Origin of the sequence: Halomonas sp. DP4Y7-1 (assembly GCF_019800705.1) — a bacterium.
Classification (GTDB): domain Bacteria; phylum Pseudomonadota; class Gammaproteobacteria; order Pseudomonadales; family Halomonadaceae; genus Halomonas; species Halomonas litopenaei_A.
Genome location: NZ_JAHVKS010000008.1, coordinates 1 through 14,093, shown reverse-complemented (window position 1 = coordinate 14,093; position 14,093 = coordinate 1). Strand labels below are relative to the sequence as shown.

General features: G+C 62.3%; 15 protein-coding genes. 4 read left to right on the top strand and 11 right to left on the bottom strand.

The features are described from left to right. Positions 1-41: 41 nt before the first annotated feature. Together gluQRS and dksA are read right to left on the bottom strand one after the other, a co-directional pair. Complete coding sequence (gluQRS, locus tag KUV72_RS14865) at positions 42-944, bottom strand: tRNA glutamyl-Q(34) synthetase GluQRS (RefSeq protein ID WP_222238936.1); 903 nt, start codon at positions 942-944, stop codon at positions 42-44. 125 nt (positions 945-1,069) lie between these two features. Further along, complete coding sequence (gene dksA / locus KUV72_RS14860) at positions 1,070-1,507, bottom strand: RNA polymerase-binding protein DksA (RefSeq protein ID WP_206943914.1); 438 nt, start codon at positions 1,505-1,507, stop codon at positions 1,070-1,072. A 297-nt stretch (positions 1,508-1,804) separates the two neighbouring features. On the opposite strand from dksA, the gene KUV72_RS14855 reads away from it, so the two are divergent. Continuing rightward, entirely contained in the window at positions 1,805-2,968 is a 1,164-nt protein-coding gene (locus tag KUV72_RS14855; protein WP_222162485.1) for a pyridoxal phosphate-dependent aminotransferase, read from the top strand. Continuing rightward, a complete protein-coding gene (sfsA, locus tag KUV72_RS14850; RefSeq protein WP_222238935.1) occupies positions 2,968-3,726 on the top strand; it encodes a DNA/RNA nuclease SfsA in 759 nt (252 codons plus the stop codon). Before KUV72_RS14855 ends, sfsA begins: the two co-directional genes overlap by 1 nt. Positions 3,727-3,751: 25 nt before the next feature. Here sfsA and KUV72_RS14845 read toward each other — a convergent pair whose 3' ends face one another. From KUV72_RS14845 to KUV72_RS14815, 7 genes are all read right to left on the bottom strand, one after another. Further along, complete coding sequence (locus KUV72_RS14845) at positions 3,752-5,086, bottom strand: sigma factor (RefSeq protein ID WP_222238934.1); 1,335 nt, start codon at positions 5,084-5,086, stop codon at positions 3,752-3,754. Further along, positions 5,076-5,519, bottom strand: a complete 444-nt coding sequence (locus KUV72_RS14840; RefSeq protein WP_222238933.1) for a DUF4426 domain-containing protein — start codon at positions 5,517-5,519, stop codon at positions 5,076-5,078. The genes KUV72_RS14845 and KUV72_RS14840 overlap by 11 nt, the downstream gene beginning before the upstream one ends. Positions 5,520-5,608: 89 nt before the next feature. Beyond that, positions 5,609-6,205 (bottom strand): methionine biosynthesis protein MetW, encoded by a 597-nt coding sequence (metW, locus tag KUV72_RS14835; protein WP_206943922.1) that lies wholly within the window; start codon positions 6,203-6,205, stop codon positions 5,609-5,611. Beyond that, positions 6,195-7,370, bottom strand: coding sequence for a homoserine O-acetyltransferase (locus KUV72_RS14830; RefSeq protein WP_206943923.1), 1,176 nt, complete (start codon positions 7,368-7,370; stop codon positions 6,195-6,197). Before KUV72_RS14830 ends, metW begins: the two co-directional genes overlap by 11 nt. 55 nt (positions 7,371-7,425) lie before the next feature. Continuing rightward, positions 7,426-8,019, bottom strand: a complete 594-nt coding sequence (locus tag KUV72_RS14825) for a YggT family protein (protein ID WP_206943924.1) — start codon at positions 8,017-8,019, stop codon at positions 7,426-7,428. A 20-nt stretch (positions 8,020-8,039) separates the two neighbouring features. Continuing rightward, positions 8,040-8,864 (bottom strand): pyrroline-5-carboxylate reductase, encoded by an 825-nt coding sequence (gene proC / locus KUV72_RS14820; protein ID WP_222238932.1) that lies wholly within the window; start codon positions 8,862-8,864, stop codon positions 8,040-8,042. Between the two features lie 129 nt (positions 8,865-8,993). Then, entirely contained in the window at positions 8,994-9,689 is a 696-nt protein-coding gene (locus tag KUV72_RS14815; RefSeq protein ID WP_222238931.1) for a YggS family pyridoxal phosphate-dependent enzyme, read from the bottom strand. A 65-nt stretch (positions 9,690-9,754) separates the two neighbouring features. On the opposite strand from KUV72_RS14815, the gene KUV72_RS14810 reads away from it, so the two are divergent. Beyond that, positions 9,755-10,837, top strand: coding sequence for a type IV pilus twitching motility protein PilT (locus KUV72_RS14810; protein ID WP_206943927.1), 1,083 nt, complete (start codon positions 9,755-9,757; stop codon positions 10,835-10,837). A 72-nt stretch (positions 10,838-10,909) separates the two neighbouring features. Here the strand turns inward: KUV72_RS14810 and KUV72_RS14805 are convergent, their stop codons facing one another. Continuing rightward, a complete protein-coding gene (locus KUV72_RS14805; protein ID WP_222238930.1) occupies positions 10,910-12,043 on the bottom strand; it encodes an anhydro-N-acetylmuramic acid kinase in 1,134 nt (377 codons plus the stop codon). A gap of 174 nt (positions 12,044-12,217) precedes the next feature. Here KUV72_RS14805 and tyrS point away from each other — a divergent pair, with 174 nt between their 5' ends. After that, positions 12,218-13,420 carry a tyrosine--tRNA ligase gene (gene tyrS / locus KUV72_RS14800; protein WP_222238929.1) on the top strand — a complete coding sequence of 401 codons (1,203 nt, stop codon included), beginning with the start codon at positions 12,218-12,220 and terminating at the stop codon, positions 13,418-13,420. A gap of 410 nt (positions 13,421-13,830) precedes the next feature. Here the strand turns inward: tyrS and KUV72_RS14795 are convergent. After that, positions 13,831-14,093: hypothetical protein (locus KUV72_RS14795; protein WP_222238928.1), on the bottom strand; the 263-nt coding region annotated here is incomplete at its 5' end.

The following is a 14,093-nucleotide window of genomic DNA, read 5'->3' as shown; positions in this document are numbered from 1 at the left end:
GCCCGTTCCCTTCCCCTTCCCGTCCACGCGCGTGGCCACCGTTACTCGGACGCTGTCACACCCAGCAGATCAGCGGATATGGCATGCGTCACCATGGCGTCAGGGCGCCATGCCCTGCAGGCGCTGAGGAGCTGTTCGGCCACCGGCGCTGAGCGTGAGGCCGGGTCAGGGCGTTGGCCCAGGCAGGCCAGGGTGGCGTACAGCAGCTGGCGAATCTCGCGCTCAGTATCAGGTAGCGGCTTGGCCAGGTTCTGTTTGGACAGCTTCTGCCCATCCTGCCCCATTACCAGCGGCAGGTGAAGATAGCTCGGCGGCTCAACCCCCAGAGCCTGATAGAGCTGGAGCTGCCACGGGGTGTTGTCCAGCAGGTCCAGGCCGCGCACCACGTCGCTGATGCCTTGGTCGATATCATCCACTACCACCGCGAGCTGGTAGGCCCACAGGCCATCCTTGCGCTTGAGTACCACATCGCCCAGCGCTGCGGGGTCGAAGCGCTGATAGCCCTGAACACGGTCCTGCCAGCTGACAGGGCGCGCGCCCAGATCACTGCGCAGCCGCCAGGCACAGGCGATGTCGGGGCGTCGAGTACCTTGGCGGCACCAGCCTGGGTAGATCCCGTAATCTCGCCATTGGCGACGCGAACAGCTGCAGCGGTAGGCCATGCCCTGCTGGGTAAGTCTGGCAAGCGCGGCCTCATAGGCGTGATCTCGCTGGCTCTGATAGCGAACCTCGCCGTCCCACTCGAGGCCAAAGGCTTCCAGCTGCCTGAGGATGGTGTCGGCAGCGCCAGCCGGGCAGCGCGGTGGGTCAACGTCCTCGATCCGCAGACTCCAGCGCCCTGCCTGGTGACGTGCATCCAGGTAGCTGGCGACGGCTGCGACGAGTGAACCCGCATGCAGTGGGCCTGAAGGTGTGGGGGCAAAGCGACCGTGGACGTGGGGCATGGAGCATCAACCCTGGTCGAGTGAAGGGCGAGAGGGATAGCGTGAGCGCGGCACGTCGCGTTCGGCAGATACGCAAGCGGGCACCCGCAGGTGCCCGCTTGGCGAAGGGACCGGCCCGGTTGGGGTCAGCCGCCGAGCTGCTTTTCCTTGAGCTCGGCCAGTGTCTTGCAGTCGACGCACAGGGTGGCGGTCGGACGGGCCTCGAGGCGGCGGATGCCGATTTCGACGCCGCAGGCCTCACAGAAGCCGTAGTCGTCCTCGTCGATCGCTTCGAGGGTTTCGTTGATTTTCTTCAGCAGCTTGCGCTCGCGGTCGCGGGTTCGGAGTTCAAGGCTGAAGCCTTCCTCCTGGGTAGCCCGGTCGGCAGGATCAGCGTAATTGTTGGCTTCTTCCTGCAGATGACGAACGGTGCGATCAACCTCTTCCATCAGCTCCTGCTTCCAGCCCAGCAGGATCTGTCGGAAGTGCTCGAGCTGCTTCTCGTTCATGTACTCTTCGCCCGCGGCCGGCTCGTACGGGATGAACTTCTTGGGCGCTTCCGGCTTCTTCTGTGCAACTGGCATGGGATTGCCTCATTACTTTAGTGACTGCTGATCAATACCCCACGCAAGGCTAAGGTATCTCACGCCAAAGGGAAGGTTGTTTAGCTGATATTTAGCCTGAGTGCAACACTTTTGAGCGCTGTCCGCCGGTTTTGTGCCCAAAGTCTTAGGGGTTTCTCGATCAGGACAAGGAAGCCCCGTTTTCTGGCGGTGGGGAGGTGGCGACGGACGGCGCCGTGATTCCATGTTTCAATATGTGAGTTGGACCATGGGAAGTTGCCCAGGTTCGCCAGCAACCCCCTTGTTGGAGAAGTCGTCATGAGCTGGAATGCCCGGGTCGAGGGTGTAGCGCCGTTTCGCGTGATGCGTTTGCTTGAGTTGGCACAGCAGCGTGAAGCCGCCGGAGAAGATGTGATTCACCTTGAGGTCGGTGAGCCGGATTTTGAGACGCCCGCGCCGATACGCGAGGCCGGCGCCCGAGCGCTCGAGCAAGGTCATACCCGCTACACCCCTGCCACCGGCATTCCCGCCCTGCGGGAGGCGATCGCCCAGCACTATGCCGAGCAGTTTGCGGCCGAGGTCTCACCGCAGCGCATCATTGTGACCCCGGGGGCTTCCGGGGCCCTGCTGCTGGCCAGTCAGCTGCTGGCGGGGGCCGGAGATCGGGTGTTGATGGCAGACCCTAATTATCCCTGCAACCGGCACTTCATGGCGTTGGCTGGGGCAGAGGTCGATGCGGTGCCTGTAGGCCCTGATAGCGCGTGGCAGCTGAATGCCGCTCTGGTTGAGCGCCATTGGCAGACGTCGACGCGGCTGGCCATGCTGGCATCCCCCTCCAATCCTACTGGCCACGTGCTTGATCGGCAGGCGCTGGCGGACGTGGTGAGCTGCGTTGCCGAGCGGGGCGGGGAGCTGTTGGTCGATGAGATCTACCAGGGGCTCAACTATGGCGTAGCGCCGCAATCGGTGACCTCGCTGACGGATCGAGCCTTCGTGGTCAACAGCTTCTCCAAGTACTTCGGTATGACCGGCTGGCGCCTGGGGTGGTTGGTCGCGCCTGAGTCGGCCGTGGAGCCGCTGACACGATTGGCGCAGAACGTCTTTCTGGCGGCGTCTACGCCGGCACAACATGCTGCGCTGGCGGCCTTCACACCGTCCTGCCTGGCATTGCTCGAGGAGCGTCGGCGCGAGCTTGGCGAACGGCGTGATGCCTTGCTCAAGGGACTGGCGACGCTTGGGCTGGCACCCTCTTTGCCTCCCCAGGGGGCGTTTTATCTGTGGCTGGATATTTCCGCCTACAGTCACGACAGTGAAGCCTTCTGCCGGCGTCTGCTGGAGGAGGAAAATGTCGCCATTACCCCAGGCACCGACTTTGCCCTGAGCGGGGGGGAGCATCACGTCAGAATCGCTTTCACCACGGGGATTCCGCGCCTGCATGAGGCGGTCGAGAGGCTGTCGCGGTTTCTGGCGAGGCACGGCTGATGGACTATCCGCCGCTGGTGGGGGGCACCCTGCTTCGACGCTACAAGCGTTTTCTGGCCGACGTGCGTCTCGATGATGGCCGAGAGGTGGTGGCGCATTGTCCCAACACCGGGTCGATGCGCGCGGTGAACGTTCCTGGGGCTCGGGTGTGGCTGTCGGCCAGCGACAATCCGGCGCGCAAGCTGGCCTGGACCTGGGAGCTGATCGAGCTGCCTGATGATGACGGCGGCTCAGGGGTGTCACTGGCCTCGGTCCATACCGGGCGCGCCAACCGGATCGTCGAGGAGGCATTGGTCGAGGAGAAGGTGGTCGAGCTGAGGGGCTATGCCCAGTTGAAGCGTGAGGCCAAGATCGAGGATGCCCGCCTGGATTTCAGGCTGGATGACCCGGCTCGCCCGCGCTGCTACGTCGAGGTCAAGCAGGTCACGCTGCGCGAGGACGATGGGCATGGTTACTTTCCCGACGCCGTCAGCGAGCGCGGGCGCAAGCACCTTGAGACCCTGGCGCGGCTGGCCTCCCAGGGAGAACGGGCGGTGCTGCTGTTCCTGGTGGCCCATGAGGGCATCGATGACGTGGCGCCGGCACAACACCTGGACCCAGGCTACGCCAGCACCCTGCAACGGGTGACAGGCACTGGCGTCGAAGTGCTGGCCTATCGGATCTGTGCCTCACGGGATGTGCAGGGGAGGCCTCTGGCGCTATCGCTGGACACGTCGTTGCCGGTGCGTGTCGACGGTCGCTACCCGCAATCCCGTTAGGCGACGCTGGGGCGGCTCGCTGGCGTCATGGTGACGGAGCCGGCTGGCACTCTGGCAGGGCCGCCAGAAAGCGTTCTATCGCAGAGGACCCGCGGGCATCGCCTGTGACCTGCTGCCACCAGTGACGGTGAACGCCCCTGATTCTGACCTGTACCTCAGGTATGCCGATAACCTGCGCCATGGCCATGCGATGCAGGCCCTTGTTGATCTTGACCAGTTGCCCGTGGCGGTTGATGGCCGCCCCCAGTCGGTCTTTGCCTAGCCCCGCGTCAAAGCCAAAGCAGGCCATGGCCTCCATATACAGCAGGTAGCGGCGCAGGTAGGCCAGAATTCTCTCCGGGCGATCCAGCACCATGCCATCCGAGTGAGAGGCGACCGGTTTGCCGCGTGCCAGGCGCTCGGCCAATTGGTGGTAGCTGCGGCTGCCGCTGGGGGCGCGGCGGTGTTCCCAGATATCGGCGATAAAGTGCATGCGCCGGCTCGACAGCGCATGGGTGGTGGGAATATCCCAGTCGCCATCCCATAGCAGCTGGTCGCTGATGCGATGGCGTTGGCGCCGGTCGGGGAAGGACCGCGGATAGTGCACGTGCTGCAGCAGCCGGCGAGGATCCACGTTGACATCCAGGGCATCGGCGTAGCGAGCTTCGATGCCGCGACGGGGCAAGCCCCGCTGCTCTATACGTTGGCTGCCGGGTGCCTGGTTGAGCCAGGCGCTCAGCGCTAGCTGCTCCATCGGCAGCGTCAGCGAGCGGTTGACGACAACCTTGGCACGTTGCGCCAGCCTGGACAGACTCATGCGTGGGCCGAGGCTGGGGTCGAACAGGCTGGGGTCTGCCGGTTCGCCGCTGGGTGTAAGAGGCATGTCCCGCCCCGCATTAAGCAGACTGATGGCCGTGCAAAGCCGCGCTTTCAGTGCGCTATCCACCGCTGCCGGGGGAAGCTGCTGATACAGCGCCAGCAGGCTCTCAGGCGACGGCGATGGTGGCCGACTCAGGGCCACCGGCAGGCTCACTTGATCCACATCCAGCTGCCATTGGGTGAGCGTGGGTGGCGCCGCGATGGCTTGGCATTGACTGGCAAGGCGCGAGGCGAAAATCTTGATCAGCCACTGGTGAGGCGACTCGAGAGAAGGCTCGAACCGCCAGACGTTATGCCAGGCAATGACCAGGGTGTCATGAATGACGTCTTCCACGTCCTGGGCGGTCTCGAGAAACTGCTGGGACACGGCGCTGAGGTGAGGAACGACCAGGCACGCCAGGGACTCGAGGCCCTGCGTAGCGCCTGCAGCGCACTCCTTCAGGGCATCGCCTAACGCTGTCGTTACGGGCGGCGCAGGTTGCTTGTCAGTATCACTGGTCACGATAGAACCGTTGTACAAAGCTCAGGGTTTCAGGAGCGGCGTTGCGATCCAGCTGGAGCAGCAGGCGAAAACGCATGGGTGCGCTGGTGTCGATGCTGAAGGTGGCGTAGCGCGAGATACCGTTACCTTCGCGCAGGGTACGAAAGGCCAGAGGGGTGTCATGGCTGGTGCCGACCACCGAGACGCTACCTTGCGTCGCGACGTTCAGCGCCTCGCCATCAGCGTCTCTCACACTCAGGGTAATCAAGCCCTGGTGAGGAGAGCGCTGGATACCGAGACGCCGTGACACTTCCTCGGGCAGGGCATTGCTGGCCATCACCCCGTAGTGAGCCTCGACATCGCCAAAACGCTCGAACTGCTGAGCGCTTGCCGTGGTGGTCAGGATCAACAACAGTGCCAGGGTTGCCGCGTAACGCCAGCCTCTGCCCTTCATGCTTGCCTCCTTATGTCGCAGTGGCTCCGTGTCGCACTAGCTCAGTGCCACAGTAGCCCAGTGCCACAGTAGCCCAGTACCGCGATGGCTCAGTCGTTGCGCGTCACGCGGAAAATGGCAATCTCTCCGAACAGGTTGGGCCACAGCCGCGACAGGCGTCTACCCTCGTGATCCTTGATGCCGACCGCGCGATCGATAATGGTGAGTCCCTTGTCCCGGCACAGCGCTTCGAAGTCGTTGAAGGTGGACAGGTGAATGTTGGGCGTGTCGTACCAGGCATGGGGCAGCGACTTCGATACCGGCATGTAGCCGCGAAGCCCCAGGTGCACGCGATGGCGCCAGTAGGCGAAGTTGGGGAAGGTAATGATGCACTCTCGAGCCACACGCATCATCTCATCCAGCATCAGGTCAGGCCGCCGCAGGGCCTGCAGTGCCTGGGTCATGATGACCAGGTCGCAGGCATCATCTTCAAAGTTGGCCAAGCCATCGTCCAGGTTCTGTTCGATGACGTTGACGCCCTTCTCGACGCAGGAGGTGATGCCGTCCGGGTCAATCTCCAGGCCGTAGCCGGAGACGCCTTTGTCACGCGCCAGGGCGTGGAGCAGCGTGCCATCACCGCAAGCCAGGTCGAGCACATGAGCCCCCTCGGGGACCCAGCCGTGGATCAAGGTCAGGTCAGAGCGCATGGTCGTTCTCCTGGCGGGAGGTCAGTCCAAGGTCGTTGGCGACACGCTGCATGAACCCAGCGAAGACCGCCTGATAGCGGGGTTCCGGCATCAGGAAGGCATCGTGACCGTGGGGTGAGTCGATATTGGCAAAGCTGACCGATTTGCCGGCCCGAATCAGGGCGTTGACCAGCTCCTTCGACCGCGACGGCGGGAAGCGCCAGTCGGTGGTGAAGCTGACCACCAGAAAGGGACATTGAGCCGGGGCCAGCGCCTTGGCCAATTCGCCCTGGTGGGGGGCGGCGGGATCAAAGTAATCCAGGGCCTTGGTCATCAGCAGGTAGGTGTTGGCGTCAAACGAGGTGGAAAAGGCGTCGCCCTGATAGCGCAGGTAGGACTCCACCTGAAACTCGACGTCGAAGCCGAAATTGAGATCATCGCTGCGCAGGTCTCGACCGAACTTCGAGCCCATGGCGTCTTCCGACAGATAGGTGATGTGTCCCACCATGCGCGCCAGCTTCAAGCCGCGGCGTGGCAGCGTGTCATGATCAGCGTAGTGGCCGTCATGAAAGTCCGGGTCAGAGCGGATGGCCTGCCGGGCCACCTCGTTGAAGGCGATATTCTGTGCCGACAGTTTCGGCGTAGCGGCGATGACGACCGCATTGGCGATACGCTCTGGATAGGCGAGCGACCATTGCAGTACCTGCATGCCTCCCAGGCTACCCCCTACCACGGCTGCGAAGCGGGTGATACCGAGGCGGTCGGCAAGGCGTGCCTGGCTGTCGACCCAGTCGCATACCGTGACCATGGGAAAGTCGGGGCCCCAGCGTTGACCGGTTTCCGGATTGATGCTGGAAGGACCGGTGGAGCCATGGCAGCCGCCGAGATTGTTCAGCGAAATCACGAAGAAACGGTCGGTATCGATGGACTTGCCGGGGCCAATGTGGGCATCCCACCATCCTGGCTTGCGGTCGCTGTCGTCGTGGTATCCCGCTGCGTGGTGGTGACCTGACAGGGCATGGCAGATGAGGACCGCATTGCTGCGGTCTTCATTGAGCGTGCCGTAGGTCTCGTAGACCAGATCATAGGTCGTGAGCGTCTTGCCGCAGACCAGCGGCAGTGGGTCGTCGAAGTGCGCCATTTGCGGCGTCACCAGTCCGACCGAATCGCGAGTAGGCTCGGGCATCAGTCGTATGTGTCCAGTGCAAGTTGGTGTTGTCGTGGGCCTGACGTCTGCGCTACTACAGACCGACCAGCATGCCGGAAATACCGGCAGCGCGAACCAGCGAGCCCACCACGATCCCATCGATCAGATTGATGCCGATGAAGACCACAATGGGTGACAGGTCCAGCATTCCCAGTGGCGGAATGACGCGACGGACCGGTGACATGATCGGCTCGACCAGTTGCATCACCAGTAGCGCGCCGGGGTGGCTGGCGTTAGGCGCGACCCAGCTTAGAATGATCATCACGATCAGCGCGAAGAAATAGATCTTCAGAATGGCGCTGGCCAAGGCGGCAACGCCGGCAATGGCAAGTCCGTCCAGGTTGGGCATGCCCACGCCAGCCAACTGCAGCAGAATGACGATACTGATCACCTTGACCAGAAAGCCTGCTGCCAGCGTCGCCAGGTCAAAGCGCCCCATCACCGGCCCAAGAACGCTTTGAAAGGGGCGGACGACGGGCTGGGTGATCTTGACCACCGACTGGCTCAGCGGGTTGTAGTAGTCGGCCCGTGATGCCTGCAGCAGAAAGCGCAGCATCAGCAGGAACATGAAGATGTTGATCAGGGTGTTGACCAGCAGCAGGCCGGCATTTCCCAGTTGACTGCCCATGTGGGCTCCTCCGTCTTGGTTTAACTCTTGCCGAGTTCGGCGGACATTTCCTTGGCACGCTGGGCGCAGGCCTGCATGGCGCCATCGACCGCTTGCCGCAGTCCTGACTGTTCGAGATGCTCTATGGCCTTTTCTGTGGTGCCGCCCGGCGACATCACGTTGCGCTTGAGCTCACCCGGGGGCTTGTCACTGCTCATGCCCATCGCGGCAGCACCGTAGGCGGTCTGCATGGCGAGTCGGCGTGCAGCATCGGCATTGAGCCCCAGCTTGATGGCCGCTTCTTCCATCGCCTCGAACATCAGGAAGAAGTAGGCAGGAGCGCTGCCAGATACCGCCGTGACGGCTTCCAGTAGCGACTCCTCATCGACCCACTCGACGATACCAACAGCGCTCATCAAGTCACTGACCGCGTCGCGTTGTTCGTCGGTGACGCGCGAGTTGGCATAAAGACCCGAGGCGCCCTTGCCGACCAGCGACGGAGTGTTGGGCATGCAGCGCACAACAGGCAGGTCGCCACCCAGCCATTGTTCCAAGGTCTCGGCGCTGAGGCCAGCGGCGACCGACATGATCAGCGGTTTTTTCGCTTGAATGCCGTCTTTCAGGGTCTCGCATACCTGTCGCATGATCTGTGGCTTGACCGAAAGCACCACCACATCGGCATCCGCGATGGCGGCCATGTTATCGGTGGTGGTGCGAATGCCCAGGGTGTCGGCGAGGGGGGCAAGGGTACTCTCTCGTGTGGCGGTGGCGGTGATGGCGTCGGCGGGATAGCCGCTGTGGACCATTCCGCCGAAGATCGCGCTTGCCATGTTGCCGGCGCCGATGAAGGTCACGTTACGGGCCATGCGGTGCTCCTTGGATGTTGAGCCGATGTTTGTGCCGGTGTTGAAACCGGTGTGGGAACCGCTGTCGACATCTCGAGCGATGCAGATGCCGTGCCGCAGTCCAGGGGCTGAGACCTGTGCTGCTGTTCGCTACTGGCGCGAGCCAAAGATGGCCGTGCCCAGCCTGACCATGGTGGCGCCTTCTGCGATGGCGGCCTCCAGGTCTGCGCTCATTCCCATGGATAAGGTATCAAGTGGCGCTTGCGGCAGCTGTTCGCGCAACCTAGCGAGTGCCGATGCCAGCTGTCGAAAGGGCTGGCGCTGGGCCTTGGTGTCGTCACAGGGGGCCGGTATGGTCATCAGCCCGCGTAGCTGGAGGCCGGGCAGGGCGGCGACCTGCGCCGCCAGCTCGGGAAGATCCTCAAGGCCTACGCCGGACTTGGACGGCTCGTTGCTGACGTTGACCTGCAAGCAGATGTTCAGGGGCGGCAGGTGTGCAGGGCGCTGCTCGCTCAAGCGTCTGGCGATCTTGACGCGGTCAACGCTGTGAACCCAGGCAAAGTGCTCGGCAACGTCACGTGTCTTGTTGGACTGCAGCGGCCCGATGAAATGCCAGCAGATAGCGTCACAGTCTTCCAGCGCCTTCTGCTTCTCCAGCGCTTCCTGCAGATAGTTCTCGCCGAAATCGCGCTGACCCTGCTCATAGGCCTCACGGATCATGCTGGCGGGCTTGGTCTTGCTGACAGCCAGCAACAGGGCATCGTCAGGCCCGCGCTGAGCCGCTTCAAGCGCCCGCAACATGCGTGTTTGGGCTGAGATCAAGGATTCAGTGATCGTCGTGGTCATCGGCCTGGGTCTGTCCTATGGTGGGGCTCCCTGCCCTGGATCAGGGCGTAAAGCCTGGTAAGCCCATGGATATTACCGAACTGCTGGCACTCTCGGCAAAGCAGGGCGCCTCGGATCTTCACCTGTCCGCGGGGTTGCCGCCCATGATGCGGGTCCATGGTGTCCTGAGTCGTTTGCCCGGCCCGCCTCTTGACGATGCGCTGGTCAGGTCCCTGTTGGATGCGGTCATGGCAAGCGACGTGCGCGACCAGTTTGCACGCACCCAGGAGGCGGACTTCTCTCATCATATTCCTGGCCTGTCGCGCTATCGTGTTAACGCTTTTGTGCATCAGCGAGGGGCTGCTGCGGTACTGAGGGCGATTCCTGATCGAGTTCCCTGCTTGAGTGACCTGGGCATGGGGGAGGTCTTCGAGCGATTGGCCGCACTGCCACGAGGCCTGGTACTGGTGACAGGTCCTACCGGCTCCGGCAAGAGCACGACCCTGGCGGCCATGATTGATCACATCAATCGACATCGCCACGACCACATCCTGACCATCGAAGACCCTATCGAGTTTATCCACCAGAGCCAGCTGTCGTTGGTGTCACAGCGGGAAGTGCACCGTCATACCCAGAGCTTTGCGGTGGCGCTGCGCAGTGCTCTCAGAGAAGACCCCGATGTGATTCTGGTGGGAGAAATTCGCGACCGAGAAACAGCACATCTGGCGCTGACCGCTGCCGAGACGGGCCACTTGGTGTTTGCCACCTTGCATACGGCGTCGGCGGTGAAGACGATCGACCGTCTTATCGACACCTTTCCAGGCGACGAAAAGGATGCCGTACGTGCCATGCTGTCGGAGTCATTGCAGGCCGTCATTTCCCAAGCCTTGTTGCCAGGCACCCAGGGAGGGCGAGTCGCCGCGCGAGAGATCCTGCTGGTCAACCAGGCCATCCGCCATTTGATTCGTGAAGGCAAGCTGGCACAGGTGTATTCGGCCATGCAGACCGGCGGACAGGCCGGCATGCAAACCCTGGATGCCGACCTGGCGACACTGGTGGCGAAGGGCAACGTGTCTCGGGAGGTGGCGCAGCGTTTGTCGCGTGAGTCGCTAGCACCCCAGGGCGACTCAGCTGGCAGTTGGGGTGAGCCGCGGGGCGGATGGTCCTGAGTCCGCCTGAGGGGCGGGACGAGGCATCCCTTGTGCCAGCGGGAACGCCCTCGTCCTCGGAGCGGTATGACGTCAGCGTGAGTAGATGCCGCCGAGCACCCGCGCTCCGCTGGCGCCGGTGACAGAGGGCAAGTTACCGGCCAGGTGTTCAATCCTGGCATAGGCTAGCCAAGCGAAGGCTGCGGCCTCGAGCCAGTCGGCGGGCCAACCCAGGGCGTCGCTGTCGAGGACCCTGGCCTGCGGTAGACGCCGTTCAATTCTGGTCATCAGGTCGGTGTTGCGCGCGCCACCTCCGCAGGGGATGAGGTCGATATCACGAGGAGCATTCAGCTGCTGGCATGCCATCTCGATGCCCATGGCCACACTGGCGGCGGTCAGCTCAGCCAGCGTGGCTTGAACGTCCTGGGCAGTTTCACGGCCGCTGAGACGAGACTCGGCCCAGTCCAGATGGAACAGCTCGCGACCGGTGCTTCTGGGAGGCGCCAGATGGAAGTAAGGCTCCGCCAGCCAGCGCTCCAGCAGCTCTGTGTCTACCGTCCCACCAGCCGCCCAGCATCCTTGGGCGTCGAACGGCTGCTGGTGGTGGCGTTCGTGCCAGGCATCGAGCAAGGCGTTGGCGGGACCTGTGTCAAAGCCCAAGGGGGCGTCCTGCAACGTTAGCGGGGGAAGCAGGGTCAGGTTGGCGATGCCGCCAAGGTTCAGCACCAGGCGCCAGCGCTCGTCATGGCGAAAGACCTGCTGGTGAAAGATGGGCGCAAGGGGAGCGGCCTGACCGCCAGCGGCAAGGTCGCGGCGACGAAAATCGGCGACAACACTACATTGGGTCAGCTCGGCCAGGCGGCTGGGATTGTCGAGCTGCAGCGTGTAGGGCGGGGCGCCGCTAACGTGGCCGTAGGGTGCGTGTTCGATCGTCTGGCCGTGGCTGCCTATTGCGGTAATATCGGTGGCGACCAAGCCTTGCTGCTTGAGTAGCGCGCTGACGGCGGCGGCCTGACACTGGCAGAACGCTTCCTCGGCAGCGGCCAGGTCGGCGAAGGCGACGCAGTCGGCATGGGCCAATTGCCACAGTTGACGGCGTAAAGCATCTGGCATGGGGTGGCCCAGGCTTCCTTCCAGAGAAGGCTCGCCTTGGTCATCTATGTGCACCATGGCGGCATCTATACCGTCCATGCTGGTACCTGACATCAGTCCGATGAAGCGTTGCATGGTGTCGTCGTCTCAACCGCTGGAAAGGTTCATGGTAACATCGCCGCCACTATTGAAACCTGGTGCTGGCGCAACCTGCTGTTGGCGTCGCGCCGCTGTTTGGTCATGAATGAAGGGCCCCGCTGACACAAGGGGGTGGCCGACATAGCTGAAGTGAGGAGTGGAGTGGATACCATGAGCGAAGTGGACGAGGCCCTGGCGCTGATACAGCGCGGCACCCACGAGATTCTTCTGGAAGACGAGCTGAAGAAAAAGCTCGCCTCCGGTCGCAAGTTGCGGATCAAGGCGGGCTTCGATCCTACTGCGCCTGACCTTCACCTTGGTCATAGCGTGCTGCTGACCAAGATGCGCCAATTCCAGGACCTGGGCCACGAGGTCATTTTCCTGATTGGTGACTTCACTGGACGTATCGGTGATCCGACCGGCAAGAACGTGACGCGCAAGCCTCTCACTGAAGATGAGGTCAAGGCTAACGCTCAGACCTATAAAGAGCAGGTCTTCAAGATTCTCGACCCCGAGAAGACGGAAGTGCGCTTCAATGCCGAGTGGTTCTCCCAGATGAGTGCAGCCGACATGATCGAGCTGGCCGGGCAGACCACGGTGGCGCGTATGCTCGAGCGAGACGACTTCGAGAAGCGCTACAAGGGTGGGCAGGCGATTTCCGTGCACGAGTTTCTGTATCCGCTGGTACAGGGCTACGACTCGGTCGCGCTGAAGGCGGATATCGAGCTCGGTGGGACAGACCAGAAGTTCAACCTGCTGATGGGGCGCGAGGTCCAGAAGCATTTTGGACTTGAGCCTCAAGTCGTGATCACCATGCCGCTGCTGGAAGGGCTGGATGGTGTGCAGAAGATGTCCAAGTCACTGGGTAACTATGTTGGCGTGGATGAGGCTCCCGGGGCGATGTTCAACAAGCTGGTGTCGATGCCTGACAGCTTGATGTGGCGCTATTTCGAGCTACTGTCGCTCAAGGACAACGCTGCGATTGAAGACTTGCGTCAGCGTATCGAGCGCGGAGACAACCCTCGTGACATCAAGATGGAGCTGGCTCGCGAACTGATCGCTCGCTATCACGGCGAAGAAGCCGCTGCCAACGCGCACAGAAGTGCCGGCAACCAGTTGGCAGAAGGTGAGTTGCCTGAAGACCTGCCTGAAGTCGAGGTGAGCTTCGAGGATAGCGAGCAGGCACCTATCGCCGCGGTGCTGAACCGTTCAGGTCTGGCCAACAACAGTGCCCAGGCGAAGGACATGCTGGGCAATGGCCGCGTCAAAGTCGACGGAGACGTGGTGGCCAAGGACACCATGCTGGCGGTCGGCAAGAGCTATGTCATTCAGGCTGGCAAGAAGCGTTACGCCAAGGTGAGCTTGACGCGCTGAACACATACTGTGTGACTGTAGATGTACACGACGCTCGCCGATGGCGAGCGTCGTGCGTTGGTAGCGTTTGCAGAGTACGCCTTGCGCCACCGACGCTATGGACCTGCCTGATATCGCCAGATGTCATTTCGGCCTGCCGGCCGGAGTGCGAAGCGCCGGGGCTACCGCTGCGAAGGTCTCGTAAGGCAGAGTGAAGACGTTCGACCAACACGCCTGTAGCGGTAGATAGTGTCTGGTGGTTCTTCCGCTTCGGCTGTTCTTCCGCCTGGGTAGTTCGTCCACAGGGAGTGGGCGAGACGTGGGTGTGGATAAGCTGCCAGGGAGGGCGGTGCACTTTTTTTACGTCAGGCTATTGCCAAGCTGCCTCGAGATCCGTAAAGTACGCATCCGCTGCCGGCGACGAGCAAACGTCACAGGCGGTGAAGAGTGGTAAAAGTAGTTGATTTGAAAAGGCTTTTTAAGCTTCTCGGAAAAATCACTGCTTGACGAGCAACGAGAGATCGGTAAAATGCTCGCCACTTGATCGGAGTCGCCGACAGGGCATCAAAGGATGCGCTGAGGCACGCTTCGCTCTCTTTTGAAGTCTGCAAGCATCGCTTGCAGGACGCAAAAGAAAGCGCTTGACGAAACGCTTCGATTCTGTAGAATACGCCTTCCTCGCAGGGCGCTGAGC

Excerpts from the sequence above, each read along its gene's own strand:
- proC (WP_222238932.1), bottom strand. The coding sequence starts at position 8,864 with ATGGCCCGTAACGTGACCTTCATCGGCGCCGGCAACATGGCAAGCGCG.
- KUV72_RS14840 (WP_222238933.1), bottom strand. The coding sequence starts at position 5,519 with ATGAAGGGCAGAGGCTGGCGTTACGCGGCAACCCTGGCACTGTTGTTG.
- KUV72_RS14825 (WP_206943924.1), bottom strand. The coding sequence starts at position 8,019 with ATGGGCAGTCAACTGGGAAATGCCGGCCTGCTGCTGGTCAACACCCTG.
- KUV72_RS14830 (WP_206943923.1), bottom strand. The coding sequence starts at position 7,370 with ATGCCCGAGCCTACTCGCGATTCGGTCGGACTGGTGACGCCGCAAATG.
- KUV72_RS14815 (WP_222238931.1), bottom strand. The coding sequence starts at position 9,689 with ATGACCACGACGATCACTGAATCCTTGATCTCAGCCCAAACACGCATG.
- tyrS (WP_222238929.1), top strand. The coding sequence starts at position 12,218 with ATGAGCGAAGTGGACGAGGCCCTGGCGCTGATACAGCGCGGCACCCAC.
- KUV72_RS14805 (WP_222238930.1), bottom strand. The coding sequence starts at position 12,043 with ATGCAACGCTTCATCGGACTGATGTCAGGTACCAGCATGGACGGTATA.
- dksA (WP_206943914.1), bottom strand. The coding sequence starts at position 1,507 with ATGCCAGTTGCACAGAAGAAGCCGGAAGCGCCCAAGAAGTTCATCCCG.
- KUV72_RS14855 (WP_222162485.1), top strand. The coding sequence starts at position 1,805 with ATGAGCTGGAATGCCCGGGTCGAGGGTGTAGCGCCGTTTCGCGTGATG.
- metW (WP_206943922.1), bottom strand. The coding sequence starts at position 6,205 with ATGCGCTCTGACCTGACCTTGATCCACGGCTGGGTCCCCGAGGGGGCT.
- KUV72_RS14810 (WP_206943927.1), top strand. The coding sequence starts at position 9,755 with ATGGATATTACCGAACTGCTGGCACTCTCGGCAAAGCAGGGCGCCTCG.
- sfsA (WP_222238935.1), top strand. The coding sequence starts at position 2,968 with ATGGACTATCCGCCGCTGGTGGGGGGCACCCTGCTTCGACGCTACAAG.
- gluQRS (WP_222238936.1), bottom strand. The coding sequence starts at position 944 with ATGCCCCACGTCCACGGTCGCTTTGCCCCCACACCTTCAGGCCCACTG.